General features: G+C 74.3%; 19 protein-coding genes. 14 read left to right on the forward strand and 5 right to left on the reverse strand.

Annotation, left to right across the window (positions count from 1 at the left end; translation table 11 throughout):
* Position 1 precedes the first annotated feature (1 nt).
* From ispG to GA0070616_RS19970, 3 genes are all read left to right on the forward strand, one after another.
* Entirely contained in the window at positions 2 to 1174 is a 1173-nt protein-coding gene (gene ispG / locus GA0070616_RS19960; RefSeq protein WP_091085200.1) for a flavodoxin-dependent (E)-4-hydroxy-3-methylbut-2-enyl-diphosphate synthase, read from the forward strand.
* Positions 1175 to 1250: 76 nt separating this feature from the next.
* Complete coding sequence (locus GA0070616_RS19965; protein WP_091085203.1) at positions 1251 to 2090, forward strand: GNAT family N-acetyltransferase; 840 nt, start codon at positions 1251 to 1253, stop codon at positions 2088 to 2090.
* 264 nt (positions 2091 to 2354) lie between these two features.
* Positions 2355 to 6026, forward strand: a complete 3672-nt coding sequence (locus GA0070616_RS19970; protein WP_091091184.1) for an ATP-binding cassette domain-containing protein — start codon at positions 2355 to 2357, stop codon at positions 6024 to 6026.
* A gap of 117 nt (positions 6027 to 6143) precedes the next feature.
* On the opposite strand, the gene GA0070616_RS19975 is transcribed toward GA0070616_RS19970, so the two are convergent.
* Together GA0070616_RS19975 and GA0070616_RS19980 are read right to left on the reverse strand one after the other, a co-directional pair.
* The gene (locus GA0070616_RS19975) at positions 6144 to 7211 is read right to left on the reverse strand and encodes an NADH:flavin oxidoreductase/NADH oxidase (RefSeq protein ID WP_091085206.1); all 1068 of its coding nucleotides are present in this window, start codon (positions 7209 to 7211) and stop codon (positions 6144 to 6146) included.
* Positions 7208 to 7888 carry a DUF998 domain-containing protein gene (locus GA0070616_RS19980; RefSeq protein WP_245712838.1) on the reverse strand — a complete coding sequence of 227 codons (681 nt, stop codon included), beginning with the start codon at positions 7886 to 7888 and terminating at the stop codon, positions 7208 to 7210. The genes GA0070616_RS19975 and GA0070616_RS19980 overlap by 4 nt, the downstream gene beginning before the upstream one ends.
* Positions 7889 to 8084: 196 nt before the next feature.
* Between GA0070616_RS19980 and pcaF the strand changes: the two genes are divergently transcribed.
* The 9 genes from pcaF (at position 8085) to GA0070616_RS20025 (ending at position 21002) form a co-directional block, all read left to right on the forward strand.
* On the forward strand, positions 8085 to 9287 hold the full coding sequence (gene pcaF / locus GA0070616_RS19985) for a 3-oxoadipyl-CoA thiolase (protein ID WP_091085208.1): 1203 nt from the start codon (positions 8085 to 8087) through the stop codon (positions 9285 to 9287).
* Positions 9288 to 9431: 144 nt separating this feature from the next.
* Entirely contained in the window at positions 9432 to 10250 is an 819-nt protein-coding gene (locus GA0070616_RS19990) for an SAM-dependent methyltransferase (RefSeq protein ID WP_091085211.1), read from the forward strand.
* A 3-nt stretch (positions 10251 to 10253) separates the two neighbouring features.
* Positions 10254 to 12422 (forward strand): putative bifunctional diguanylate cyclase/phosphodiesterase, encoded by a 2169-nt coding sequence (locus GA0070616_RS19995; protein ID WP_091085216.1) that lies wholly within the window; start codon positions 10254 to 10256, stop codon positions 12420 to 12422.
* Positions 12419 to 12631, forward strand: coding sequence for a YdhT family protein (locus GA0070616_RS20000; protein WP_091085219.1), 213 nt, complete (start codon positions 12419 to 12421; stop codon positions 12629 to 12631). Before GA0070616_RS19995 ends, GA0070616_RS20000 begins: the two co-directional genes overlap by 4 nt.
* Positions 12632 to 12636: 5 nt before the next feature.
* The gene (locus GA0070616_RS20005) at positions 12637 to 13137 is read left to right on the forward strand and encodes a DUF456 domain-containing protein (RefSeq protein ID WP_091085224.1); all 501 of its coding nucleotides are present in this window, start codon (positions 12637 to 12639) and stop codon (positions 13135 to 13137) included.
* 384 nt (positions 13138 to 13521) lie between these two features.
* Positions 13522 to 14886, forward strand: coding sequence for a glutamine synthetase family protein (locus GA0070616_RS20010; protein WP_091085227.1), 1365 nt, complete (start codon positions 13522 to 13524; stop codon positions 14884 to 14886).
* A 117-nt stretch (positions 14887 to 15003) separates the two neighbouring features.
* Entirely contained in the window at positions 15004 to 16359 is a 1356-nt protein-coding gene (locus tag GA0070616_RS20015; RefSeq protein ID WP_091091192.1) for an aldehyde dehydrogenase family protein, read from the forward strand.
* A gap of 2 nt (positions 16360 to 16361) precedes the next feature.
* Positions 16362 to 17129 (forward strand): 3-oxoacyl-ACP reductase, encoded by a 768-nt coding sequence (locus tag GA0070616_RS20020; protein ID WP_091085232.1) that lies wholly within the window; start codon positions 16362 to 16364, stop codon positions 17127 to 17129.
* A gap of 222 nt (positions 17130 to 17351) precedes the next feature.
* The gene (locus GA0070616_RS20025) at positions 17352 to 21002 is read left to right on the forward strand and encodes a SpoIIE family protein phosphatase (RefSeq protein WP_091085237.1); all 3651 of its coding nucleotides are present in this window, start codon (positions 17352 to 17354) and stop codon (positions 21000 to 21002) included.
* An 82-nt stretch (positions 21003 to 21084) separates the two neighbouring features.
* Here GA0070616_RS20025 and GA0070616_RS20030 read toward each other — a convergent pair whose 3' ends face one another.
* Positions 21085 to 21399, reverse strand: coding sequence for an STAS domain-containing protein (locus GA0070616_RS20030; protein WP_175440143.1), 315 nt, complete (start codon positions 21397 to 21399; stop codon positions 21085 to 21087).
* A gap of 95 nt (positions 21400 to 21494) precedes the next feature.
* On the opposite strand from GA0070616_RS20030, the gene map reads away from it, so the two are divergent.
* Both map and GA0070616_RS20040 read left to right on the forward strand, forming a co-directional pair.
* A complete protein-coding gene (map, locus tag GA0070616_RS20035) occupies positions 21495 to 22352 on the forward strand; it encodes a type I methionyl aminopeptidase (protein WP_091085240.1) in 858 nt (285 codons plus the stop codon).
* On the forward strand, positions 22349 to 23065 hold the full coding sequence (locus GA0070616_RS20040; RefSeq protein WP_091085246.1) for a VIT1/CCC1 transporter family protein: 717 nt from the start codon (positions 22349 to 22351) through the stop codon (positions 23063 to 23065). The genes map and GA0070616_RS20040 overlap by 4 nt, the downstream gene beginning before the upstream one ends.
* Before the next feature lie 30 nt (positions 23066 to 23095).
* Here GA0070616_RS20040 and GA0070616_RS20045 read toward each other — a convergent pair whose 3' ends face one another.
* Together GA0070616_RS20045 and GA0070616_RS20050 are read right to left on the reverse strand one after the other, a co-directional pair.
* Positions 23096 to 23824, reverse strand: coding sequence for a hypothetical protein (locus tag GA0070616_RS20045; RefSeq protein ID WP_091085250.1), 729 nt, complete (start codon positions 23822 to 23824; stop codon positions 23096 to 23098).
* Positions 23825 to 23907: 83 nt separating this feature from the next.
* Positions 23908 to 24381: a nitroreductase/quinone reductase family protein gene (locus GA0070616_RS20050; RefSeq protein ID WP_091085253.1), complete on the reverse strand. Its 474-nt coding sequence runs from the start codon at positions 24379 to 24381 to the stop codon at positions 23908 to 23910.
* Between the last annotated feature and the right edge of the window lie 61 nt (positions 24382 to 24442).

Raw genomic sequence — 24442 nt, forward strand, 5'->3', positions numbered from 1 at the left:
AGTGACCGCTGTCAGTCTCGGTATCCCCGCCATGCCGCCCCCGCCGCTGGCTCCCCGCCGGGCCAGCCGCCAGATCATGGTCGGCCCGGTCGCGGTCGGTGGCGGCGCGCCGGTGTCCGTGCAGTCGATGACGACCACGCTCACCTCCGACGTCAACGCCACCCTCCAGCAGATCGCGGAACTGACCGCGTCCGGCTGCCAGATCGTCCGGGTCGCCGTCCCGTCACAGGACGACGTGGAAGCGCTGCCGGCCATCGCCCGCAAGTCGCAGATCCCGGTGATCGCCGACATCCACTTCCAGCCGAAGTACGTCTTCGCCGCCATCGACGCCGGTTGTGCCGCCGTCCGGGTCAACCCGGGCAACATCCGGCAGTTCGACGACAAGGTCAAGGAGATCGCCAAGGCGGCCGGCGACGCGGGTGTGCCCATCCGCATCGGCGTCAACGCCGGCTCGCTGGACAAGCGGCTGCTCGCCAAGTACGGCAGGGCCACCGCCGAGGCGCTGGTCGAGTCGGCGCTGTGGGAGTGCTCCCTGTTCGAGGAGCACGGCTTCCGCGACATCAAGATCTCGGTGAAGCACAACGACCCGGTGGTCATGATCCGGGCGTACCGGCTGCTGGCCGAGAAGTGTGACTACCCGCTGCACCTCGGCGTCACCGAGGCCGGGCCCGCCTTCCAGGGCACCATCAAGTCGGCGGTCGCGTTCGGCGCGCTGCTGGCCGAGGGCATCGGCGACACCATCCGCGTCTCGCTGTCCGCCCCGCCGGTCGAGGAGATCAAGGTCGGCAACCAGATCCTGGAGTCCCTCGGCCTGCGCGAGCGCGGCCTGGAGATCGTCTCCTGTCCCTCCTGCGGCCGGGCCCAGGTCGACGTCTACAAGCTGGCCGAGGAGGTCACCGCCGGCCTGGAGGGGCTGCCGGTGCCGCTGCGGGTGGCCGTCATGGGCTGCGTCGTCAACGGGCCCGGCGAGGCCCGCGAAGCCGACCTGGGGGTGGCCTCCGGCAACGGCAAGGGGCAGATCTTCGTCAAGGGCAAGGTCGTCAAGACCGTGCCGGAGGCGCAGATCGTGGAGACCCTGATCGAGGAGGCGTTGCGCATCGCCGACGAGATGGGCGCCGAGATCCCCGAGGACCTGCGGGACATGCTCCCCGGGGCCACCGTCACCGTGCACTGAGCCGGTACCGGGCCGGGCGGGGCGGTAGTCGTCACTAGCCCCGCGAGGCTCCAGCCCATCTGGCAGGCTGGTAACCGTGCTGACGGTGCCGGTACGCCAACTGGGGGAATCGGAACGGCGCGCGGTCGAGCGGCTGCTGGACCTCGACCCGTACGCGGGCGCGCAGGTCGCCGAGCGGGTCGCCGCGCGCGGGCTGGCCTGGTGGCGTGCCGAGGGGCGGGTGCTCGGATACGGCTCCCGGCGCAGCCTGGAGTCGCTGTGCTGGCTCGGCGGCAACCTCACCCCGGTGCTCGCGTCCGGCCCCGCCGTAGCCGCGTTCGCCGAGCAGCTCGCCGGCGAGGAGCGGCTCTGCTCGTCGATCGTGGGGCGGGCCGACGCCGTACTCGGCCTGTGGGACCGCCTCTCCGCGGCCTGGGGGCCGGCTCGCGACGTACGCCCGAACCAGCCTCTGCTCGCCACCGACGCCCCGCCGCCGCTGCGGCCCGACCCCCGGGTGCGCCGGGTGCGCCCCAGCGAGGTCGACCTGCTGTTCCCGGCGGCCGTGGCCATGTACACGGAGGAGGTCGGCGTCTCGCCGCTGGTCGAGGACGGCGGGCGCGGCTACCGGCGGCGCGTCGCCGAGCTGGTGCGCGCCGGCCGGGCGTACGCCAGGATCGCCGACGGCCAGGTGGTGTTCAAGGCCGAACTGGCGGTCGTCACCCGGCGCACCGCGCAGGTGCAGGGGGTGTGGGTGGCGCCCGAGTGGCGGGGCCGGGGCATCGCCGCCGCCGCGATGGCCGCCGTCGTCAGCGACGCGCTCGCCCGGGTCGCGCCCACGGTCAGCCTGTACGTCAACGACTTCAACCGGCCCGCCCGGCGGGTCTACGAGCGGTGTGGCTTCCACCCCGTCGGCACGCTCGCCACGATCCTGTTCTGAGCCGGGCCGCCCGGTTGGGCGTCACTTCCGGCGTGAACGCTGCCGGGGCCATCCGGCCCACCCCTGGGCGGGACATCCTGACCGGGCCAGCCTGACCACGGCAGCCCGCACCACACGGCATCGCACACCCGGTCCGTCAGCGGATCCGGCGGCTTCCGGCCCGGTACGGGCGCGGCTCTGCCCGCCGCGTAATTGCGTTGAGCGACCGACCCTGCACGGGGGAGGGTGAAGGGCACCGCCAGCGACGACCACCGGGGGACCACCGTGCGCCTGTTCCGTGACCTCTGGGCCGCCGCACCCCGGCGGATGGGGTTCGTGGTGTGCCTCATCGTCCTCGGCGCGGGCGGGGGCACGGCCGGCGCCGCGCTGGCCGGGCCGGTGCTGGCGCACCGCTCGGTCGGGTTCTTCGCCGCCCTGGCGGTGGCACTGGTCGTGGCGGTGGCGGCCGACCTGGTGGTCAACCTGGTCATGGCGGGGGTGACCGCCGACTGGTCGGCCGGCGTGCGTCGGCGGTTGTGCCGGGTCGCCCTCGGGCAGGACCTGCCCACCCTGGAGACCACCCCGGTGGGTGAGCTGCTCGACCGGATCGACGGCGACGTCTACCAGGTGGCGTCCGCCCTACGGGGCACCGGTGTGCGGCTCGCGCAGGGGCTGGCCATGGGGCTGCTGTCGGTGCTCGTCGCGGTCCTGGTGTGGTGGCCGGCCGGGGTCGCCATGCTGCTGCTCACCGTCGTCATCGTGGTGGCGCTGCGCCGCCCCACCGCGCGGATCGCCCCCGCCCGGATGGCCGAGGAGGAGGCGTGGTCCGACCTGGCGGCGACGATGGAGGAGGCCATCCACGGGCAGGACGACGTCCGGACCAGCCTGGCCCGCCCGTACGTGCTGCGGCTCTACGCCCGGCGTGCGGCGGAGGTCCTGGCGCGCGGGCGGCGGGTGTGGCGGCTGTCGGCGGGGGTGACCACGGCGGCGGTGGGCGTGATCCGGGTCGGCGTGGTGGCGGTGGTGCTCGGCGGGGCGTGGGCGCTGGCCGCCGGCCGGCTCGACACCGCCCGACTCACCTCGGTCTGGTTGCTGGCCCTGGCCTACGCGGCGACCGTCGAGCACGTCAGCCGGATGGTGCCCGAACTCCAGTACGCCCTCGGCGCGTGGGGGCGGGTGCGGCTGCTCCAGGACGCCCCGCAGGAACCGACCGGCGGGGCCGAACCCGTCGACGGTGACCTGCTGATCCGAGGGCTCACCTACCGGTACCCCAGTGTGGACGGCGTCCGGGGCCCCGCCCTGCGCGACGTGCACCTGACCTTCGTTCGGGGCCGCTCGTACGCGCTGGTGGGGCGCACCGGCTCGGGCAAGTCCACCCTGGCCAAGGTGCTGACCCGGGCGGTGGAGCTGCCCCCCGGCACCGTCTTCCTCGCCGACCGTGACCTGCGTGACCTCGACGTCGAGCAGCTGCGCCGGTGGGTCGCGGTGGTGCCGCAGCGCACCGAGATCCTCGCCGGCACCCTCGCCGAGAACGTGGCCCTGTTCGATCCCGACCTGCTCGCCACGGCGGCCCGCGCGTTGCACGAGCTGGGCCTCGACCCCTGGATCGCCGAGCTGCCCGACGGCCTGCACACCCGGCTCGGCGAGGGCGGGCACGCCCTGTCGGCCGGCCAGGAGCAGTTGGTGGCCTTCGCCCGGATCCTGGTCCGCGATCCCCGGGTGGTGATCCTCGACGAGGCCACCGCCCGGCTCGACCCGGTCACCGAGGCGCGGGTGCAACGGGCCACCGAGCGGCTGCTGCGCGACCGGATCGGCATCGTCATCGCCCACCGGCTGTCGTCGGTGCGGGGCTGCGACGAGGTGGTGGTGCTCGCCGACGGGGCGGTGGTCGAGGCGGGGCCGCTGGCCCGGTCGCGGCGGTTCGCCGAACTGCTCGCCACCAGCCACGCCACCGCGTACGCCGGGGCGGCCCGCGCGGGTGGCGGCCTGGACCTGCTCACCGGGCCCGGCCCCGACGGCACGGTCCCACCGCACCCCGTCGGGGTGACCCTGCCGTCCCCCGCCGCCGGAGCAGCCGGCGACCGGGCTGTGCCGGTCCCCGCCGACGGGCGGGAGCCGGCGGCCCGGCCGCTGCCGCCGGACGGCCTGCTCGCCCCCGACGAGCTGATCGTGCCCGGCGGCCTTGACGGAGCCCATGCCGAGCTGACCGGGCCCGTCGGCCGGGACGCGGTCCCCGCCGACCCGACCCCGGACGGCGGGGCCGGTGTGCCGCCGACGGCCACGGTCGGGCGTACGCTGCGGGAGATCCTGCGGCTGTGCCTGCACGACCCCCGCTACGGTGTCGTCACGGTCGGGATGTGGGCCGTCATGGTGGTCGTCGGCACGGACGGCGCGCTGCTGCCGTGGCTCTGGGCCGACGTCGTCGACGGGGTCGACGATCCCTACCTGCCGGCGGTGGGCATCGGGGTGGCGCTGATCGCGACCATCCCGCTGCACTACCTGACGAACCTGCGGTTCCCGAACTGGTGGGTCAGGCAGATGCTGCGGATCAGCGCCCGCCTGGTGCACGGGCAGACCGGCCCGCGCCGGATCAGCGCCCACAGTCCCGCCGAGGTGGTCGCCCAGGGTGGTGACACCGAGCGGGTGGTGCAGCTCGCCGACCATCTCCTCGACCAGTTCCTCTGCCTGCTGCTGCTGGTGTCGATGACGGTGGTGACCGGCAGTGTCGTACCCGCGCTGTTCTTCCTCGGCGCGATGGGGTTGTCCGGGCTGGCCGCGACCCTGTTCGGTCGGCGGCTGGAGCGTTCGGCGCGGGCCACGGTCGAGGCGCGGGCGAGGTTCGCGACCGCGCTGGTGTCCGCCCTGTCGGCGGCCCGCACGGTGAAGCTGGCCGGGGCGACCGATCCGGTGCTGGGTCACCTCGCCGGCCTGGACGTGACGCGCAGCGAACGGCAGCGGCGGGAGATCGTGGTGCAGGTGTGGTCGCGGTCCACCCCGGCGGTCGCCAGCGGGCTGTTCCCGATCGGCGTGTGGGCGTTGTTCCTGACCGGTGGGCTGTCCGCCGGGGCGGCGCTGGTGGCGGTGTCGACGCTGGCGGCGGCCCGCTGGTTCGCCTGGACCACCGCGTCGCTGATCTCCCAGATCCCGTCGGCACGGGTGTGGACGCGGCGGACGGCGCAGATGACGGGGCAGCGGGCGTACGCGGCGGCGGTGCCCGGAGTGGACTTCGCCGCCGGCACCGCCCCACCGCCGGAGCTGCCGTCACGCCACCCGCTGCGCCGGCTGGAGCTGACCGGCTTCGGGGTTCGGCACGGCGACGGGACGGTGGCGGTGCGGGACGTGGACCTGACCGTGGAGCGCGGGCAGTTGGTGCTGGTCGTCGGGCCGGTGGGGTCGGGCAAGACGTCGCTGCTGCGGGCGCTCGCCGGCATCGTGGGGCACACCGGCCGGCTGGCCTGGAACGGCGAGCGGGTGACCGAGCCGGAGCTGTTCCTGCGCCCGTACCAGGTGGGCTACGTGGGGCAGCTGCCCCGGGTGCTGTCCGGCACCGTCGCCGAGAACATCGCGCTCGGCCACGACGTGGACGTCACCCGGGCGGTGACGACCGCGCAACTCGACCACGACCTGGCGGTGGCCGGCGGCGGGCTGGACCTGCTGATCGGGCACAAGGGGACCAGGCTGTCCGGCGGGCAGCTCCAGCGCCTGGCGCTGGCCCGTGCCCTGGCCCCGCGAACCGAACTGCTCGTCGCCGACGACGTCTCCTCCGCGCTGGACGTCACCACCGAGCTGGCCCTGTGGCAGGCGCTGCGGGCCGACGGGGTGACCGTGATCGGGTCCACCTCGAAACGGGCCGCACTGGTCCGCGCCGACCACGTGGTGGTGCTGGTCGCCGGTGCCGTGGTGGCGCAGGGGCCGTGGGATGCGTTGGAGCCGGACTTCGGGCAGCTCGCCGGTTGACCGGCGGTCGCCCGGCCGGCCGGGCCCGGCGGGATCTCGGGCCGCCGACGGATCTCGGCCCGGGGGCCGGCCGGCCCGCCGCCCCGGCGGCTGTGACCGGCCGGCCCGGCGCACGGGTCAGCCGGCGCGGAGGTACTGGTCCGGCCAGCCGGGGGTGACCCCGAGCTTCGCGGCGGCCTGGTGCGGCCAGTACGGGTTACGCAGCAGTTCCCGGCCGAGCAGCACCACGTCGGCCTCGCCGGCGGCCACGATCGCCTCGGCCTGCTCCGGCTCGACGATCAGCCCGACCGCGCCGGTGGCCACGCCCGCCTCGCGGCGGACCCGGGCGGCCAGCGGCACCTGGTAACCGGGGCCGACGGGGATGGACGCGGTCGCCGACGCCCCGCCGGAGGAACAGTCGACCAGGTCGACCCCGGCACCGGCCAGTTCGGCGGCGAGCACGACGCTGTCGTCGACGGTCCAACCGCCGTCCACCCAGTCGGTGGCGGAGATGCGGGCCAGCACCGGCACGTCCTCGCCCACGGCGGCGCGGACCGCGCGGGCCACGTCCAGGGTGAGCCGCATCCGGCCGGCCCGGTCCCCGCCCCAGGCGTCGGTGCGCCGGTTGGTCAGCGGGGACAGGAACTCGTGCAGCAGGTAACCGTGCGCGGCGTGGATCTCCACGGCGGTGAAGCCGGCATCCACCGCCCGACCGGCGGCCACCGCGAACGCCTCCACCACGGTGGCGATGCCGGTGGCGTCCAGGGCGGTCGGGATGCGGTACGCCGGCAGGAACGGCTCGTCGCCGGGGCCGACCGGCGTCCAGCCGCCCTCGGCGTCGGGCACCCCGCCCCGGCGCGGATCCCACGGCCGGTACGTGGACGCCTTGAACCCGGCGTGCGCCAACTGCACGGCCGGCACCGCGCCCCGGGCGGCGAGGAAGCGGGCCACCGGCCGCCACGCGTCGACGTGCCGGCCGGACCACAGGCCGGTGTCCTGCGGACTGATCCGACCCTCGGGCGTCACGGCGGTGGCCTCGGTCATGACCAGCCCGGCGCCTCCGGCGGCGCGGGTGCCGAGGTGCACCAGATGCCAGTCGGTGGGCAGGCCGTCCGGGCCGGCGCTGTACTGACACATCGGGGCCAGGGCGATCCGGTTGGGCAGGGTCACGGCGCGCAGGGCCAGGGGGGTGAAGAGGGGGCTCATGCCGCCATTGTCCCGCCGCCCCGGGCGGCCCTCCCGGCACGCCGCCCGGGGGCCGCGAGGATGGCCGCGGTGCCCAGCCCCCATGCGGCGGCCACCGTCAGCAGCACCCGCTCCAGCACGCCGACCAGCGAGCCCCGCCCGACCACCAGCATCGCCAGCCCGACCGCCCCGGCCAGCGGCAACGCCACCCCCGCCGCCCCGGCCGCCAGCCGCCGCAGCGGGCCGTCCGCGCCCGGGGAGAGGGCGATCGTGATCATCGCGAAGACCACCGCGGCCGTGGCCACCACGCTCGCCCCACCGTGCACCAGGTCGGCGACCGTGGCCCGCTCGAAGGGCGGCAGCGGACAGCCCGCGCTGCACGTCACCGCACCCGACAGCAGCGTGCACACCGCGCCGGTGGCGAGCAGCACCGCCGCCGGGCGCAGCGTCGCCGGCAGCGCCGCCGCGAGCAGCGCCAGCGCCGCCGCCAGGGCGAACACCCCGAGCCGGTACGTCCAGGCGTACCCGCTGTCGGTCACTCCCGCCTCGCTGACGTACCCGGTCAGCCCCGGACCGGGACCGGCGACCACCGCGACGGTCACCGCGACCACGCCCACCACGACGCAGGCCCCGGCGACCGACGCGGCGGCGGCGCGCAGGCCACGGACGGCGGTGCCGGTCGTGGCGCCGTCAGCCACGCCGGTGCGGAGCGGCCCGGTCGGTGAGCTGGTGGGGCTGAACGGCGGACTCGCCGCCGCTGGTCTCTGCGCTGAACTGGGCCCGGGTCATGCCGTCAACCTATCCGGCGCGGACGCCGATATCCTGGCGGCGGTGCGTTCCCCGCGACCCGGGTGCGCTCCGCCCCGCCCTTCCCACCCCCGAAGGACTTCAGCGATGACCGTGGCATACCTGGTGGCCGGTGTCCGCACCCCGATCGGCCGGTACGGCGGCGCCCTGTCCGGCGTCCGCCCCGACGACCTGGCCGCCCACGTGATCCGCGAACTGGTCGCCCGGCACCCCTCGGTGGACTGGGCGCGCACCGACGACGTCGTGCTGGGCTGCGCCAACCAGGCCGGCGAGGACAACCGCAACGTGGCCCGGATGGCGGCCCTGCTCGGCGGCCTGCCCGAGCAGGTGCCCGGCAGCACGGTCAACCGGCTGTGCGGCTCGGGGCTGGACGCCCTCGCCACCGCCGCGCGGTCGATCGTCGCCGGGGAGGCCGACCTGGTGGTGGCCGGCGGGGTGGAGAGCATGAGCCGCGCCCCGTTCGTGATGCCCAAGGCGACCACGGCGTTCTCCCGGGCCGCCGAGGTGTACGACACCACCATCGGTTGGCGGCTGGTCAACCCGCTGATGGAGCAGGGGTGGGGCACCGACTCGATGCCGGAGACGGCGGAGAACGTGGCCGCCGAGCACGGCGTGGACCGTCGCGCGCAGGACGAGTTCGCGTACCGCTCGCAGCAGCGTGCGGCGAAGGCGCAGGCCGACGGTCGCCTGGCCGAGGAGATCGTGCCGGTTTCCGTGCCGGCGGGCCGCCGTGGCACGACGCTGGTGGCGGTCGACGAGCACCCTCGGGAGACGTCGCTGGAGAAGCTCGCCGCGCTGCCCACCCCGTTCCGGGCCGGCGGCACCGTGACCGCCGGCAACTCCTCGGGCGTCAACGACGGGGCGGTCGCGCTGCTGGTCGCCTCCGCCGCGGCCGTCGAGCGGTACGGGCTGACCCCCCTCGCGCGGGTCCGGGGTGCCGCCGCGGCCGGCGTCCCGCCGCGCACCATGGGCGTCGGTCCGGTCCCGGCCACCCGCCGGCTGCTCGACCGGTACGGCCTGGGCCTGGCCGAGGTGGACGTGGTGGAGTTGAACGAGGCGTTCGCCGCGCAGGCGGTGGCCGTGCTGCGGGAACTGGGTCTGCCCGTGGACGCCGAGCACGTCAATCCCAACGGCGGGGCGATCGCGTTGGGGCATCCGCTGGGGGCCAGCGGCGCCCGGCTGGCGCTGACCGCCGCGCTGGAGTTGCGTCGGCGGGGTGGCCGGCGGGCCCTGGCGACCATGTGTGTCGGGGTCGGGCAGGGCATCTCCCTGCTGCTGGAGGCGGCCTGACGGAGCCCGGCCGTGTCTGGGCGGCCCCGCAGCGTCACCGCGGGTGGCGAGTCGGTGAAGAGACCATTGTGGATCTTCTGTCGGGCAGGGTGCGGGCCTACAGTGGTGAGCACCAGGCCCACGGTGACGACATGGGGTGCAGCAGTGCAGAAGCCGGACGGACTTCCCGCCGAGATCGACCTCTCCCGGCCCAGCGCGGCCCGGGTGTACGACTACTTCCTCGGCGGCGCGCACAACTTCGAGATCGACCGGCGGCTCGCCGAGCAGATCGCCAGCATGACGCCGAACCTGGCGGCCACCATGCGTGCCGGTCGGGAGTTCCTGCGCCGTGCCGTGCGGGTGCTGCTCGACGCGGGCATCGACCAGTTCCTCGACGTGGGCTCCGGCATCCCCACCGTCGGCAACGTCCACGAGGTGGCGCAGAACGCCAACCCGAAGGCCCGGGTCGTGTACGTCGACATCGACCCCGTCGCCGTGGCGCACAGCCGTGAGCTGCTCGCCGGTAACGACCTGACCGGCGTCATCCACGGTGACCTGCGTGACCCGGAGCGGATCCTCGCGCAGGCGCGGCGGCTGGATCTGCTCGACTTCGACCGGCCGGTGGGCATCCTGCTCGCCGGGGTGGTGCACTTCGTGGCCGACGCCGACCGGCCCGGCGACATCCTCGCCACGTTGCGGGCCGCCGCCGCGCCGGGCAGCTTCCTGGTCATCTCGCACTCCACCTTCGAGGACCAGCCGCAGGAGATGCTCGACGCGCAGCGGCTGTCCGCGCGCACCGACACCGAGATCAGTCTGCGGTCCCGTGCCGAGGTGACGTCGTTCTTCGGCGACTGGACGCTGCTGGAGCCGGGGGTGGTGCACATGGAGCTGTGGCGGCCCGACTCGCCGACCGACGTGGACGAGGCCGGTCAGCGGTTCGGTGCCTTCGGCGGGGTCGCGCGGTACGACCGGTCCGACGGCTGACCCGTGTCCACCGTCGGTTGTCCCGGTGGCGACGCCGTGGACCGGGCCGGCGCTGCGCGGTACGCGGCCGAGTGGGCCCTGACGGTACGCCGGCTCGGGTTCGTGCCGCTGAGCCCGGCCGAAACCGAGCGGCTGCTGCTCGCGCACACCGTACGGCTGGCGCACGCCCTGCTGTCGGCGGAGCCGGCGGGCCCGCCGGCCGAGGAGGTGGGGCGGGCGTTGGTCGAGGCGCACCTGACCGACCCCCGGATGCTGGACTGGTCGGTGCGTACGCTGGCCGACCGGTTCCCGGCTCTGGTGCTGCGCGAGCCGGTGGACCCGGCGGAGCTGGCCGGGCGGATCGCGCAGGTGCAGGGCGGGCTGGCGACGGGCTTCGCCCGGGGACTGCGCGACCGCACCTTCACCCAGCAGGAGCGGATCGCCCGCTCGGCCTGGCAGGCGCGGGACGCCGTCGAGCAGGCCCTGCGCGACAGCGAGGCCCGGTTCCGGGCGGTGTTCACCGGCGCGGCCATCGGCATCGGCATCGCCGACGTGAACGGGCAGATCATCGAGGTCAACCAGTCGTTCGCGGAGATGCTCGGGTACACCGTCGACGAGCTGCGTGAGATCAACGTGGCGTCGCTGTTCCATCCCGACGACGCGACCGGCATGTGGGAGCTCTACCAGGAGCTGATCGAGGGCAAGCACGACGCGGCGCGGGTCGAGAAGCGGTACTACCGCAAGGACGGCAGGGTGGTCTGGACGGACCTGGCCGTGTCGCTGATCCGTCACCACGACGGCCGTCCCCGGTTCACCGTCGCGATGATCGAGGACATCACCGAGCGGTACGAGCTCCAGCAGCGGCTGCGCTTCCAGGCGCTGCACGACCCGTTGACCGGCCTGCCCAACCGGACGCTGTTCTTCGAGACCCTGCACCGGGTGGTCGACACCGCGGATCCGGCCCGGCGGATCGGGGTCTGCTTCCTCGACCTCGACGGGTTCAAGGCGATCAACGACAGCCTCGGGCACGACCTGGGCGACCGCCTGCTTGTCGTGATCGCCCGGCGGCTGGCCGGTTGTGTCGCCGAGCAGGGCCATCTGGTGGCGCGGATGGGCGGCGACGAGTTCGTCATCCTGGTCGACGGCGGTCGGGGGATCGACGACGCGATCGCCGTCGCGGAGACCGCCCTGGCTGCCGTCGCCGCCCCCGTCCACGTGGGTGACCAGCAGCTCGCCGTGTCGGCGAGCGTCGGCATCGTCGAGTCGGCGGTGGCGGGGGCCAGCGTGTCGGAGCTGATGAAGGCGGCCGACACGACCCTCTACTGGGCCAAGGCCGAGGGACGGGGCCGCTGGGCGGTGTTCGACCCGGAACGCAGCGCCCGCGACATCGCCCGGTCGGCGCTGGTGGCGGGCCTGCCGGCCGCCCTCGACCGGGGCGAGTTCGTGGTCCACTACCAGCCCATCGTGTCCCTGCTCGACGGGCAGATGCTGGCGGTGGAGGCGCTGGTGCGGTGGCAGCATCCCGAGCTGGGGTTGATCGGCCCGGCCCGGTTCATCGGGCTGGCCGAGGAGACCGGGATCATCGTGCGGCTCGGCGAGTGGGTGCTGCGGCAGGCGTGCCGGGACGCCGAGGCGTGGCGGCGGGAGTTCCCGGGGACCCGGCTCGTGGTCAGCGTGAACCTGGCCGCCCGGCAGGCCGACGACGCCGGCATCGTCGACACCGTCGCCGACGCGCTGGTCACCACCGGTCTTCCGGCGGACCTGCTGCAACTGGAACTCACCGAGAGTGCCGTGATGGGCAGTGCCGGGGAGCCGTTGCGTTCGCTGCACCGGCTCGCCGCGCTCGGTGTGCGGTTGGCCATCGACGACTTCGGTACGGGCTACTCGAACCTGGCGTACCTGCGCCGGCTGCCCATCCACTGCCTGAAACTGGCGGGACCGTTCGTCGAGGGCATCCGTGGCGACGGGCCGGAGGTGACGGTCGACCACCGCGACGAGCGGATCGTGGACGCCCTCGTCCGGCTCGCGCACGCGTTGGAGCTGTGGGTCACCGCCGAGGCGGTGGAGACGCCGGTGCAGGCCGAGCGGCTGCGGGCGCTGCGCTGCGACACGGGTCAGGGCCGGTTCTTCGGCGCGCCGGGGCCGGCCGGTGAGATCGTCGCCCGGCTGCGCGACAGCGGAGCGGCGGCGTGAGCCGGGTCGTGTCGGCCGGCGGCGTGGGCCGGGTCGTGTCGGCCGGCGGCGTGGGCCGGGTCGTGTCGGCCGGCGGCGTGGGCCGGGTCGTGTCGGCCGGCGGCGTGGGCCGGGTCGTGTCGGCCGGCGGCGTGGGCCGGGTCGTGTCGGCCGGCGGCGTGGGCCGGGTCGCGCTGGCCGGCGGCGCGTCGCGAGCGGTGGCAGGCTGACCCGCATGAGCCTCACGGACACGTCCACCGCGGTGTCGGTCGTCGCCGCCCTGGCCATCCTCGCCGGCCTGGCCGGGGTGGTGGTCCCCGGCCTGCCGGCCCTGCCGCTGTGCTGGGGCGGGGTGCTGGTCTGGGCCCTGTTCGGCGACGCGGGCGCCGGCCGCTGGGCGGTGCTCGCCGCCGCCACCGTGGTGGCCCTGGGTGGCACCGTGGTCAAGTACGCCTGGCCCGGCCGCAACCTGAAACGCACCGGGGTGCCCACCTCCTCGCTGCTGGCCGGGGGCCTGCTCGGGCTGGTGGGGTTCTTCGTGATCCCCGTGGTGGGTCTGGTCATCGGTTTCGTCGGTGGTGTCTTCGTGGCGGAGCGGTTGCGTCTGGGTACCAACCGGCTGGCCTGGCCCGCGACGAAGCACGCGGTCGCCGCCGCCGGGTTGGCCATGTTCGTCGAGTTCCTCGCCGGCCTGGTCGTCGCCGCGCTGTGGGTCGCCGGCCTGCTGCTGGCCTGACGACGCCGGGTGCGCCGGGTGGCCGCCGGGCTCGGGTGCGCCGGGTGGCGCGGGGTGGCCGCCGGGGTCGGGTGCGGCGGCGCGGAGCGGGGTCGGGCACGGCGGAGCGCCGCACCGGTGAGAGAGAGGTGACGTGCCCCGCGCCGCCGCGACGCCGGGCCGTTCCGAGGGCCCGGGTGGCCCGTCGTAGGGCCTGGTCACAGGCTCAAGGATGCCCCGGGCAGGTGGCCGGCGGCAACGCAATTCGCCGTCGGCCGCAGGACCCCGTCGCAGGATGCGGCGATCGGCGTCGACCGGAGCGTGACGAGACGGTTAGCCACCGGCGGCGCGGGGCATTGACGGTGATCGCCCCAGCGAGTAGACCATGATGATGGAGGCCCGCCGATGAGGAAAGCTCCGCTCTCGCTGGAACAGCTGCGGGTCGCCGTCGACTCGGGCGAGATCGACACCGTGGCCCTGGCCCTGACCGACATGCAGGGCCGGTTGCAGGGCAAACGGTTCCACGCGCCCTACTTCCTCGACCAGGTGGTCGCGCACGGCAGCGAGGGCTGCAACTACCTGCTCGCCGTGGACGTCGACATGAACACCGTCGACGGGTACGCCATGTCGAGCTGGGAGCGGGGCTACGGCGACTTCGCGATGCGCCCCGACCTGACCACCCTGCGCCGGGTGCCGTGGCAGCCGGGCACCGCGATGCTGCTGGCCGACCTGGAGTGGCTGGACGGCTCGGGCCCGGTGTCCGCCTCGCCCCGGCAGATCCTGCGCCGCCAGCTCGACCGGCTGGCGCGGCACGGCCTGACCGCGTACGCCGGCACCGAGCTGGAGTTCGTGCTCTACCGCGACTCGTACGAGGACGCCTGGCGGCGCGGCTACCGCGAGCTGACCCCGGCGAACCAGTACAACGTGGACTACTCGCTGCTCGGCACCGCCCGGGTGGAGCCGGTGCTGCGCCGCATCCGCACCGAGATGGCCGGTGCGGGACTCGTACCGGAGAGCGCCAAGGGCGAGTGCAACCTGGGGCAGCACGAGATCGCGTTCCGCTACGACGAGGCGGTGGCGTGTGCCGACCACCACGTGATCTACAAGAACGGGGCGAAGGAGATCGCCGCCCAGGAGGGCATGTCGCTGACCTTCATGGCCAAGCCGAACGCCCGGGAGGGCAACTCCTGCCACGTCCACTTCTCGTTGCGTGACCGCGCGGGCCGCTCGGCGATGCTCGGCGACGGCCCGGCCGACCTGAGCGTCACCGGCCGGCGGGTGTTGGCCGGGCTGCTCGCCACCATGCGCGAGTTCAGCCTGCTGTTCGCCCCGAACGTCAACTCGTACAAGCGGTACCAGCCCGGTTCGTTCGCCCCGACCGCGCTGCGCTGGGGCACCGACAACCGCACCTGCGCGCTGCGGCTGGTGGGGCACGGGCAGGGCATGCGGGTGGAGAACCGGGTGCCGGGGGCCGACGTCAACCCGTACCTGGCGATCGCGGCGCTGGTGGCGGGCGCGGTGCACGGCATCGAGCGGGAACTGGAACTGGGCGAGGAGTGCACCGGCAACGCCTACGACGACGCGGCGGCCGAGCGGGTGCCCGGCACGCTGCGTGACGCGGCGGCGCTGTGGGAGTCCTCGGAGCTGGCCCGCGAGGCGTTCGGTGAGGACATGGTCGCCCACTACGCCAACGGTGCCCGCGTCGAGCTGGCCGCCTTCGACGCCGCCGTCACCGACTGGGAGCTGACCCGTGGCTTCGAACGCCTCTGACCCGCCGCCCGCACGGCGGGCACACCGGTCCGCCCGACCGGGTCCCCGTTCGGCGGCGGTGGGCCCCGTGCCGGGGTGGCCGGACGGGCCGGGTCGACGGGATCGGGGGTGGCCCGCGTGGGTGAGGTGATCAACCCCGCCACCGGGGAGGTCGTGGCCGAGGTGGAGTCGACGCCGGCCGCCGAGGTCGACGCGGCGATCGCTCGGGCCGCGGCGGCGTACCGGTCGTGGCGGGACGTCGCGCCGGGGGACCGGGCCCGGCTGCTGCGGCGGTTCGCCGCCCTGGTGGACGCCCACCTGGAGGAGTTGGCGCTGCTGGAGGTGCGCAACGCCGGGCACACCATCGGCAACGCCCGCTGGGAGGCCGGCAACGTCCGCGACGTGCTCGACTACTACGCCGGGGCGCCGGAGCGGCTGACCGGCCGGCAGATCCCCGTGCCGGGTGGACTGGACGTCACCGTCCACGAGCCGCTCGGCGTGGTCGGCGTGATCGTGCCGTGGAACTTTCCCATGCCGATCGCGGCCTGGGGCTTCGCGCCCGCCCTCGCCGCCGGCAACACGGTGGTGCTGAAACCCGCGGAGCTGACCCCGCTGACCGCCCTGCGCCTGGCCGAGCTGGGGCGTGCGGCCGGGCTGCCCGAGGGCGTGTTCACCGTGCTGCCCGGCGCGGGCCCGGTGGTGGGGGAGCGGTTCGTCACGCACCCGGCCGTGCGGAAGATCTGCTTCACCGGCTCCACCGAGGTCGGCACCCGGATCATGGCCGGCTGCGCCGCGCAGGTGAAGCGGGTCACGCTGGAGCTGGGCGGCAAGAGCGCCAACATCGTCTTCGCCGACGCCGACCTCACGCAGGCCGCCGCGACCGCGCCGGCCGCCGTGTTCGACAACGCCGGCCAGGACTGCTGCGCCCGGTCGCGGATCCTGGTCCAGCGCCCGGTCCACGACCGCTTCCTCGAACTGCTCGAACCGGCGGTACGCGGGTTCCGGGTGGAGGATCCGGCCCTGGAGACCGCCGAGATGGGCCCGCTGATCTCCGCCGGCCACCGCGACCGGGTCGCCGCCCACGTCGACGGGGCTCGCGTCGCCTTCACCGGCGTACGTCCCGACGGCCCCGGCTACTGGTACGCCCCGACGGTCCTGCTCGCGGACTCGCCCGCCGATTCGCACTGGCGTACCGAGATCTTCGGTCCGGTCGTGTCGGTGCTCCCGTTCGACGACGAGGCCGACGCGGTCCGGCTCGCCAACGACACCGAGTACGGGCTGTCCGGCTCGGTCTGGACGCGGGACGTGGGCCGGGCGCTGCGGGTGGCCCGGGCCGTCGAGTCGGGCAACCTCAGCGTCAACTCGCACTCCTCGGTGCGCTACTGGACTCCGTTCGGTGGGATGAAGCGCTCGGGGCTGGGCCGTGAGCTGGGCCCAGACGCGTTGCACGCCTTCACCGATGTCAAGAACATCTTCATCTCGACGAGGGAGTGAGCGTGCAGGGTCGACTGTCCGGCCGGGTGGCCGTGGTGACGGGGGCCGCCAGCGGGATCGGGCTGGCCACGGTGCGGAGGTTCGCCGACGAGGGCGCCCGGGTGGTGTGCGTCGACGTCGACGTCGAGGCGGGCACACGGGCCGCCGCCGAGGTGGGCGGCGAGTTCGTCGCGACCGACGTCGCCGACGAGCCGGCGGTGCGGGAGCTGTTCGACGGGGTGGTGGCCCGGCACGGCCGAATCGACGTGGCCTTCAACAACGCCGGCATCTCCCCGCCGGAGGACGACTCGATCCTGACCACCGGACTGGAGGCCTGGGAGCGGGTGCTGCGGGTCAACACCACCAGCGTCTACCTGTGCTGCAAGTACGTGATCCCGCACATGCGCCGGCAGGGCCGGGGCTCGATCATCAACACCGCCTCGTTCGTCGCCCTGATGGGGGCGGCCACCTCCCAGATCGCCTACACGGCGAGCAAGGGCGGGGTGCTGGCGCTGACCCGGGAGCTGGGGGTGCAGTTCGCCCGCGAGGGCGTCCGGGTCAACGCGCTGTGCCCCGGTCCCGTCGCCACGCCGCTGCTGCGGGAGTTGTTCGCCGCCGATCCGGAGCGGGCCGCCCGGCGGCTGGTGCACGTGCCGATGGGCCGGTTCGGGGAGCCGTCGGAGATCGCCGCCGCAGTGGCCTTCCTGGCCAGCGACGACTCGTCGTTCATGACCGCCTCGCAGTTCGTCGTGGACGGCGGGATCACCGGCGCGTACGTCACCCCTGTGTGACAGGTGCACTCCGCAGTGGAGCGGAGCGTGACATGCGTCACCGTCACGCCACCGCGGGGTGACCTGCCGGCCGGTGCGGGCGGGGTATCGACCGACGACGCGATGAAGGTAACCAGCGCCGCCCACCCCTGATGCGTTACGTTGCTCGTCCGCCGGGGTAGAAGGCGGGCGCAGGGATCGGAAGATCGGGACGTCGCGGGCGATGGCCGGAGCGGAGGCTGAATGAGCTCGGCCCAGGGGGGCGTGGACGGTGGCTCTCCGTCCGGCACCGTCGACGCGATCCCCCCGCTACTGGTGGCGGCGTTCGCCGGCGGTGGCGAGATGGGTGCCCTGATCCGTGACCACGACTGGGCGGTCAGCCCGCTCGGCACCCCCGACCGATGGCCCGCCGCCCTGGTCAGCGCCGTGGGCATGATGCTGGCCTCGAAGTCGCAGATCGCCATGTTCTGGGGCGAGGACCTGCGCGCCTTCTACAACGACGCGTACCGCCCCACCATCGGCGACAAGCATCCCCACGTCCTCGGCCAGCCCGCGCGCGAGCACTGGGCGGAGACCTGGGAGATCCTCGGCCCCGTACTGGCGGGGGTGTTCCGCACCGGGGAGTCCTACCAGGGGCGCGACCACCACTTCCTGCTGGACCGGCACGGCTTCGTCGAGGACGTGTACTTCGACGTCTCGTACGACCCGATCCGGGAGGCCGACGGGTCGATCAACGGCGTGCTGTGCATCTGCAGCGAGACCACCGGCCGGGTGCTCGGGGAACGCAGGCTGCGGACCCTGGCCGAGCTGGGCTCGAAGCTGGCCGACCTGGACAGCGGCGCCGAGCTGGGTCGGGCGGCCGCCACGGTGCTCGACCGGCACCGCGCCGACGTGCCGTTCGGGCTGCTCTACCTGCGTGACCACGACGGTCACCTGCGGCTGGCCGGGCGCAGCGGGCCGGCCCCGGGTGTCGCCGAGCCCACCAGGGCACTGGTCGAGGCGGCGGCCACCGGCGTCGCCGGGACGATCTCCGTGGCGGACCTGCTGGGTCACGTGCCGCCCGACGCCGCCGACGAGGCGGTGGTGTTGCCGATCAGCGCCACCAACGAGCGGGCCGGGGTGCTGGTGCTCGGCGTGGCCCGTCGGCTGCCGCTCGGCGACGAGTACCGGGACTTCCTCGAACTGGTCGCCGCGCAGATCTCCCGGGCCGTGGGTCAGCAGCGGGCGTACGAGCAGGAGCGGGCCCGCGCCGCCGAACTCGCCGCGCTGGACCTCGCCAAGACCAACTTCTTCGCCAACGTCAGCCACGAGTTCCGCACCCCGCTGACCCTGGTGCTCGGGCCGCTGGAGGACATGCTCGCCGACCCGGAGCTGCCCGAGGCGTACCCGCAGCAGCTGACCATGATGCACCGCAACGCGTTGCGGCTGCTCAAGCTGGTCAACACGGTGCTCGACTTTTCCCGGCTGGAGTCGGGCCGGCTGGCGGCCCACTACGTGCCGACCGACCTGTCGAACTACACGGCCCGTCTGGCCAGCACCTTCCGCTCGGCCACGGAACGGGCCGGCCTGCGGCTCGTGGTGGACTGCCCGCCGCTGCCCACCCCCGTGTACGTGGACCGGGACATGTGGGAGAAGGTCGTGCTCAACCTGGTGTCCAACGCCGTGAAGTTCACTTTCGACGGCAGCATCCGGGTCAGTGTCCGGGCGGTCGACGGTGCGGCGCGGTTGGAGGTCGCCGACACGGGCGTCGGCATCCTGCCGGAGGAGATGCCGCACGTGTTCGAGCGTTTCCACCGGGTCCCCGGGGTGCGGGCGCGCACCCACGAGGGCACCGGCATCGGCCTGGCCCTGGTCCGCGAGCTGGTCGAGATGCACGGCGGACGCGTCGAGGTGCGCAGCCGTGTCGACGAGGGCAGCACCTTCACCGTCACCGTCCCCTTCGGGTCGGCCCACCTGCCCGCCGAGCGGCTCGGCGACGGTTCGCCGGCCGAGGACGAGCTGCACCAGGCCAGGCTGTTCGTCGCCGAGACGGCGTTGTGGAGCGCCGGGGCCGACGCCCCGCAGCCGGCCGCCCGTCCCGCCGCTGGCGCCAGGGGCCGCATCCTGGTCGTCGACGACAACGGCGACCTGCGCGACCACGTCACCCGGTTGCTCGCGCCCTCCTGGGAGGTGGTCACGGCCGGCGACGGGCTGGAGGGGCTGCGGCTGGCCACCCACGACCCCTTCGATCTGGTGCTGACCGACGTCATGATGCCCCGCCTGGACGGCTTCGGCCTGGTGACGGCCCTGCGGGCCGACCCGCGCACCCGGTACGTGCCGATCGTGCTGCTGTCGGCGCGGGCCGGCTCGGCGGAGGCGGTCGCCGGGCTGGCGGTCGGTGCCGACGACTACCTGACCAAGCCGTTCTCGGGTGAGGAACTGGTCGCCCGGGTCCGGGCCAACGTCGAGCTGGGCCAGCTACGTGGGCAGATCATCCGGCGGCTGCGGGCCCTCGCCGACGCGGCCGTGGCGGTCAACACCGCCCGCTCCACCGCTGACGTGCTGCAGGTCGCCGCCCGGCACGCGTTGAGCCTCGCCGAGGCCGACCGGGTGGTGGTGTCGGCGACCGGAGCCCGGTGCGAGGCCGACGCCGGGGACGCCAGCTCGGTCGAGCCGTCGTTCGTGCTGCCGCTGACCGCGACGGCCGGCGAGCAACTCGGCGAACTGCGGGTCTGGCGGCCCGTCACCGACGAGGTGGGCACCGACGAGGCGGCGCTGGCCCAGCTGGCCCGGCTGGTCGGCGTGCGGCTGGAGAACGCGCAGCTCTACGAGGCGGAACACCACATCGCGACCACGCTGCAGCACAGCCTGCTACCCCGGACGCTGCCCCAGCTGCCCGGCGCGGTGGTGGCGAGCCGCTACCTGCCCGGCAGCGCCGACGTGGAGGTCGGTGGCGACTGGTACGACGTGGTGGCCGTCGGCGAGGACGAGCTGGTGCTGGTGATCGGCGACGTGGTCGGCAAGGGCGTACGGGCGGCGGCGGCGATGGGTCAGCTGCGTAACGGCCTGCGGGCGTACGTGCTGGAGGGCTTCGACCCGGGCGAGTCCCTGACCCGGCTCAACCGGCTGGTCGGCTCGACCGAGGTTCGCTCCTTCGCCACCGTCTTCTGCCTCTGGTACAGCCCTCGTACGGGTCGACTGCGGTACGCCAGCGCCGGCCATCCCTCACCCCTGGCGATCAGAGGAGGCGACGTGGCGTTCCTGCACGACCGGGCGCTCGGGCCGCCCGTCGGCGCGCTGCCCGACACCGTCTACCCGACGGTCTCCGGCGAACTGGCCGTGGGTGACCGGCTGCTGCTCTACACCGACGGCCTGATCGAGGACCGCCACCTGGGCATCGACGCGGCCCTGGCCCAGTTGCGGGTCGACGCGACGCGGCCGGGTGAGCACGTCGCCGACCTGATCGACGCCGTCGTCGAACGGGTCGCGGGGCAGCCCCGCCGTGACGACGTGGCGGTGCTGGCGATGGAGGCGGCCGAGTTGAACCGGTTCGCGCTGTGCCTGCCGGCCGAACCGACGCGGCTCAGCGTGCTGCGCAAGCGGCTGGAGGACTTCCTCCTCGCCCACGGCGTCGGCGAGACGGACCTGTTCGACCTGACGGTGGCGGTTTCCGAGGCGGCGGCGAACGCGATCGAACACCCCGTCGACCCGGCCGAGCCGACGATCGACGTCGACGTGCGGATCGAGGACCGGACGGTGATCGCCACGGTGCACGACAGCGGGCGGTGGCGGGAGTCGACCGGCGCGGGGTTCCGGGGGCGGGGGCTGTCGCTGATCCGGGCACTGGGGGAGTTGACGGTCAGCCGTACCGCCGAGGGAACGGACGTGACGCTGCGCCGACGCCTGCGGGACTGAGCCACGACCGGGCGCGTCGGCTCGGCGCCCGGCGGCCCCTGCTCCGCGCCCGGCGTTCCGGCCGGTGCGGCACCCGAACCGGTCAGGCGGTGTGCAGCCAGCTCTGGTCGCCCAGCCCCGCGATGTCGAGAACGCGACTGACCTGCCGGGACGGCAGCACGGCCAGGGTGCCGGGGTGCCGCTGGGCCAGCCGGACCACCGCGTGGATGGCGGCCGAGTCGAAGAACGTCACGGCCCGCAGGTCGAGGGTGATCCGCTCGGCGGGGTCGCGGAGCGCGGTCTGGAACATCGTGTCGGCGGTCGCCATGTCGACCTCGCCGGTCACCACCACCCGGAGATGGCCGCCGTCGACCTCTGCGCTGGCGGAGAAGACGGGAGGTACTCCCCCTTGATCCACGCTGACACCTTGACACAGGCGGGCGGAGGGAGCAACAACCCGGCCGGGCGCACGGTGGCGGGAGTCACCCGACGCCACGGCGATAGGCTTGGCGCATGACCGCCCGTGCGCCCCTGACCCCCGGCACGCTCTCCCCGTGGCGTCCGGTGCCCGCCCACATCGTCCGCCCCGAGTACGTGGGCAAGAAGCGCCCGCAGGAGTGGCGCGGCGGGCACGTGCAGACCCCCGAGACGATCGAGAAGATGCGGGTGGCCGGGCGGATCGCGGCGCGGGCCGTGCAACTCGCCGGGGAACACTGCAAACCGGGCGTCACCACCGACGAGATCGACCGGGTGGTGCACGAGTTCCTCATCGACCACGACGCCTATCCGTCGACGCTCGGCTACAAGGGCTTTCCGAAGTCCTGCTGCACCAGCCTCAACGAGGTGATCTGCCACGGCATCCCCGACTCGACCGTGATCCAGGACGGCGACATCGTCAACGTCGACGTCACGGCCTACCTCGACGGGGTGCACGGGGACACCGACGCCACCTTCTGTGTGGGCGAGGTCGACGAGGAGGCCCGGCTGCTGGTGGAGCGCACCCACGAGGCCATGATGCGCGGCATCCGGGCGGTCGCCCCCGGGCGGCAGATCAACGTCATCGGGCGGGTCATCGAGTCGTACGCCAAGCGCTTCGGCTACGGCGTGGTGCGCGACTTCACCGGTCACGGCATCGGCGAGGCGTTCCACAGCGGCCTGTACGTGCCGCACTACGACAGCCCTCGCCCCACCGACGTGATGGAGCCGGGCATGACGTTCACCATCGAACCGATGATCACCCTCGGCACCCACCAGTACGACATGTGGGACGACGGCTGGACGGTGGTCACCAAGGACCGCAGGTGGACGGCGCAGTTCGAGCACACCATCGTGGTGACCGAGGACGGCCACGAGATCCTGACGCTGCCGTGACCGACACCCCGGCCGCCCTGCGCGAGGCGCACCACGCGGATGTCTCCGGCGGCTGGCTGCGCCCCGCCGTGTTCGGTGCGATGGACGGGCTGGTCACCAACATCGCCCTCATCGCCGGTGTCGGCGGTGGCGGCGTGTCGCCGCGCAGCATCGTGCTGACCGGCACCGCCGGGCTGGTCGCCGGGGCGATCTCGATGGGGCTGGGGGAGTACACCAGCGTCCGCTCCGCCAACGAGCAGGTCGCCGCCGAGGTGGCCAAGGAACGGCGGGAACTGGAACGCCACCCCGAGGCCGAGGCCCGCGAGCTGGCCGAGATGTGGGTCGCGCGTGGCCTGCCGGCGGACCTGGCCCGCCAGGTCGCCGCCGCCGTACGACGCGACCCCGAACTGGCGCTGCGCATGCACGTACGGGAGGAACTGGGCGTCGACCCGGACGACCAGCCCAGCCCGTGGGCCGCCGCCACCTCCTCGTTCCTGTTCTTCTCCGTCGGCGCCCTGGTGCCGCTGCTGCCGTACCTGCTGGGGGCCACCAGCCTGGCCCTGGCCCTGGCCGTGGGCGGCCTCGGGCTGTTCCTGGCCGGCGCGGTGGTGTCCCGGTTCACCAACCGCGCCTGGTGGTCCGGTGGCCTGCGGCAGTTGCTGGTCGGCGGGGCCGCCGCCGTGGCGACGTACCTGATCGGCATGCTCATCGGCGTGCAGGGCGGGTTGGGCTGATTTCCGCGCCGACCGGTGCGCGGCGGCGGGTCAGCCGTCGAGCAGATCGTCGACCGTGCCGTCCACCGGCCGCCCCCGGGCCGCCAGCTCCGTGGCCTGCCTGGTGAGCACCACGCCCACCTCGGTCATGTCCGCCCCGGCCAGTCCGGTGCGCCGCACCGCGTCACCCGGGTCGCGGAAGTAGGTGCGGCTGAGCAGGCCGGTCACGGTCGCCGCGGCCAGGCGGGCCTCGCCCAGCATGAGCAGCGCCTGGTCGGTCTCGTACCACTCGGCCAGCCGCGCCGCCCGCGCGTGCGCCGCGCTGCCCCGGTACCACGCCTGCCGGGCGGCGGCGCTGAACTCCGCCGGGCGGGCCCGCGCCAACCGGCCCAGATGCTCGTCGCGCAGGGTGCACAGCCATCCGGTCGGGTCGTGCAGCGGCCGGGTGGCGACGTAGCGGTCGGCCGTCAGCGGCCACAGCGGCGTCAACGTCCGGGCCTGGCGCAGGTACTCGTCGGCGGCGGCCACGGTCAGGTCGACCAGCACGCCGTCCACCCGGCGGGTGGCGGGCGGCGGCCCCGTGCCGGGCCGGTACGTCGCCACCAGCAGGCCCACCTCACCGGTTCCGCCGCCGTCGTCGTCGCCGTGGGCCAGCGGCCCGTGCACCGCCACCGCCAGCACGTCGGCCGGGAAGCGTCGCCGGACCGCGTCCGCGACCCGCTGCGCCACGGTCCACCGGGGATCGTCCGGGTGGTCCGGCGCACCGTGCACGTCGACCACCCTCCCACCGACCCACCGACCCACCGGCCCGGCGCCGGACGCCCCCGAGTGCGACCCTAGTCGCGGTGGGGCGTTCCACCCGGTCAGCCGCGCCCGGTGGGCACCAGCCGGAAGATGCGGATCTCCCGCCCGCCGGCCCGTTCCACGTACGCCCGGTACGCCGGCCATTCCGTGACGAGAAGCTGCCACAGCCGGTCCCGCTCCGGGCCGGTGGCCAACTCGGCGCGCACCGGCAGCCGGCGACCCCGCACGTCGACCTCGGCGGCCGGGTCGGCGAGCAGGTTGAGCGCCCAGGCGGGCTGGTGGGTCTGACCCCAGTTGGAACCGATCACCACGTACGCGTCGCCGTCGGGCACGTAGAGCAGGGGATTGCTGCGGGGCAACCCGGAGCGCCGGCCGGTGGTGGTGACGACAAGCGACGGGACGAGCCCCAACGCCACGACCCGGCCCCTGGTCAGCCGGCCGACGAGCCGGTCGACGGGGACGAGCAGGCGCATGGTGGCACCGAACCACGGGTGGTGACCGACCCGACGGGTGAGGGTTCCCAGCACGGACACGCCGACAGTGTGCCCGCTGCCGCGTCCCGGCGACAGCCTCCGCCCGGTGGACCGGGTCGGC

The organism is Micromonospora nigra (genome assembly GCF_900091585.1).
GTDB lineage: Bacteria > Actinomycetota > Actinomycetes > Mycobacteriales > Micromonosporaceae > Micromonospora > Micromonospora nigra.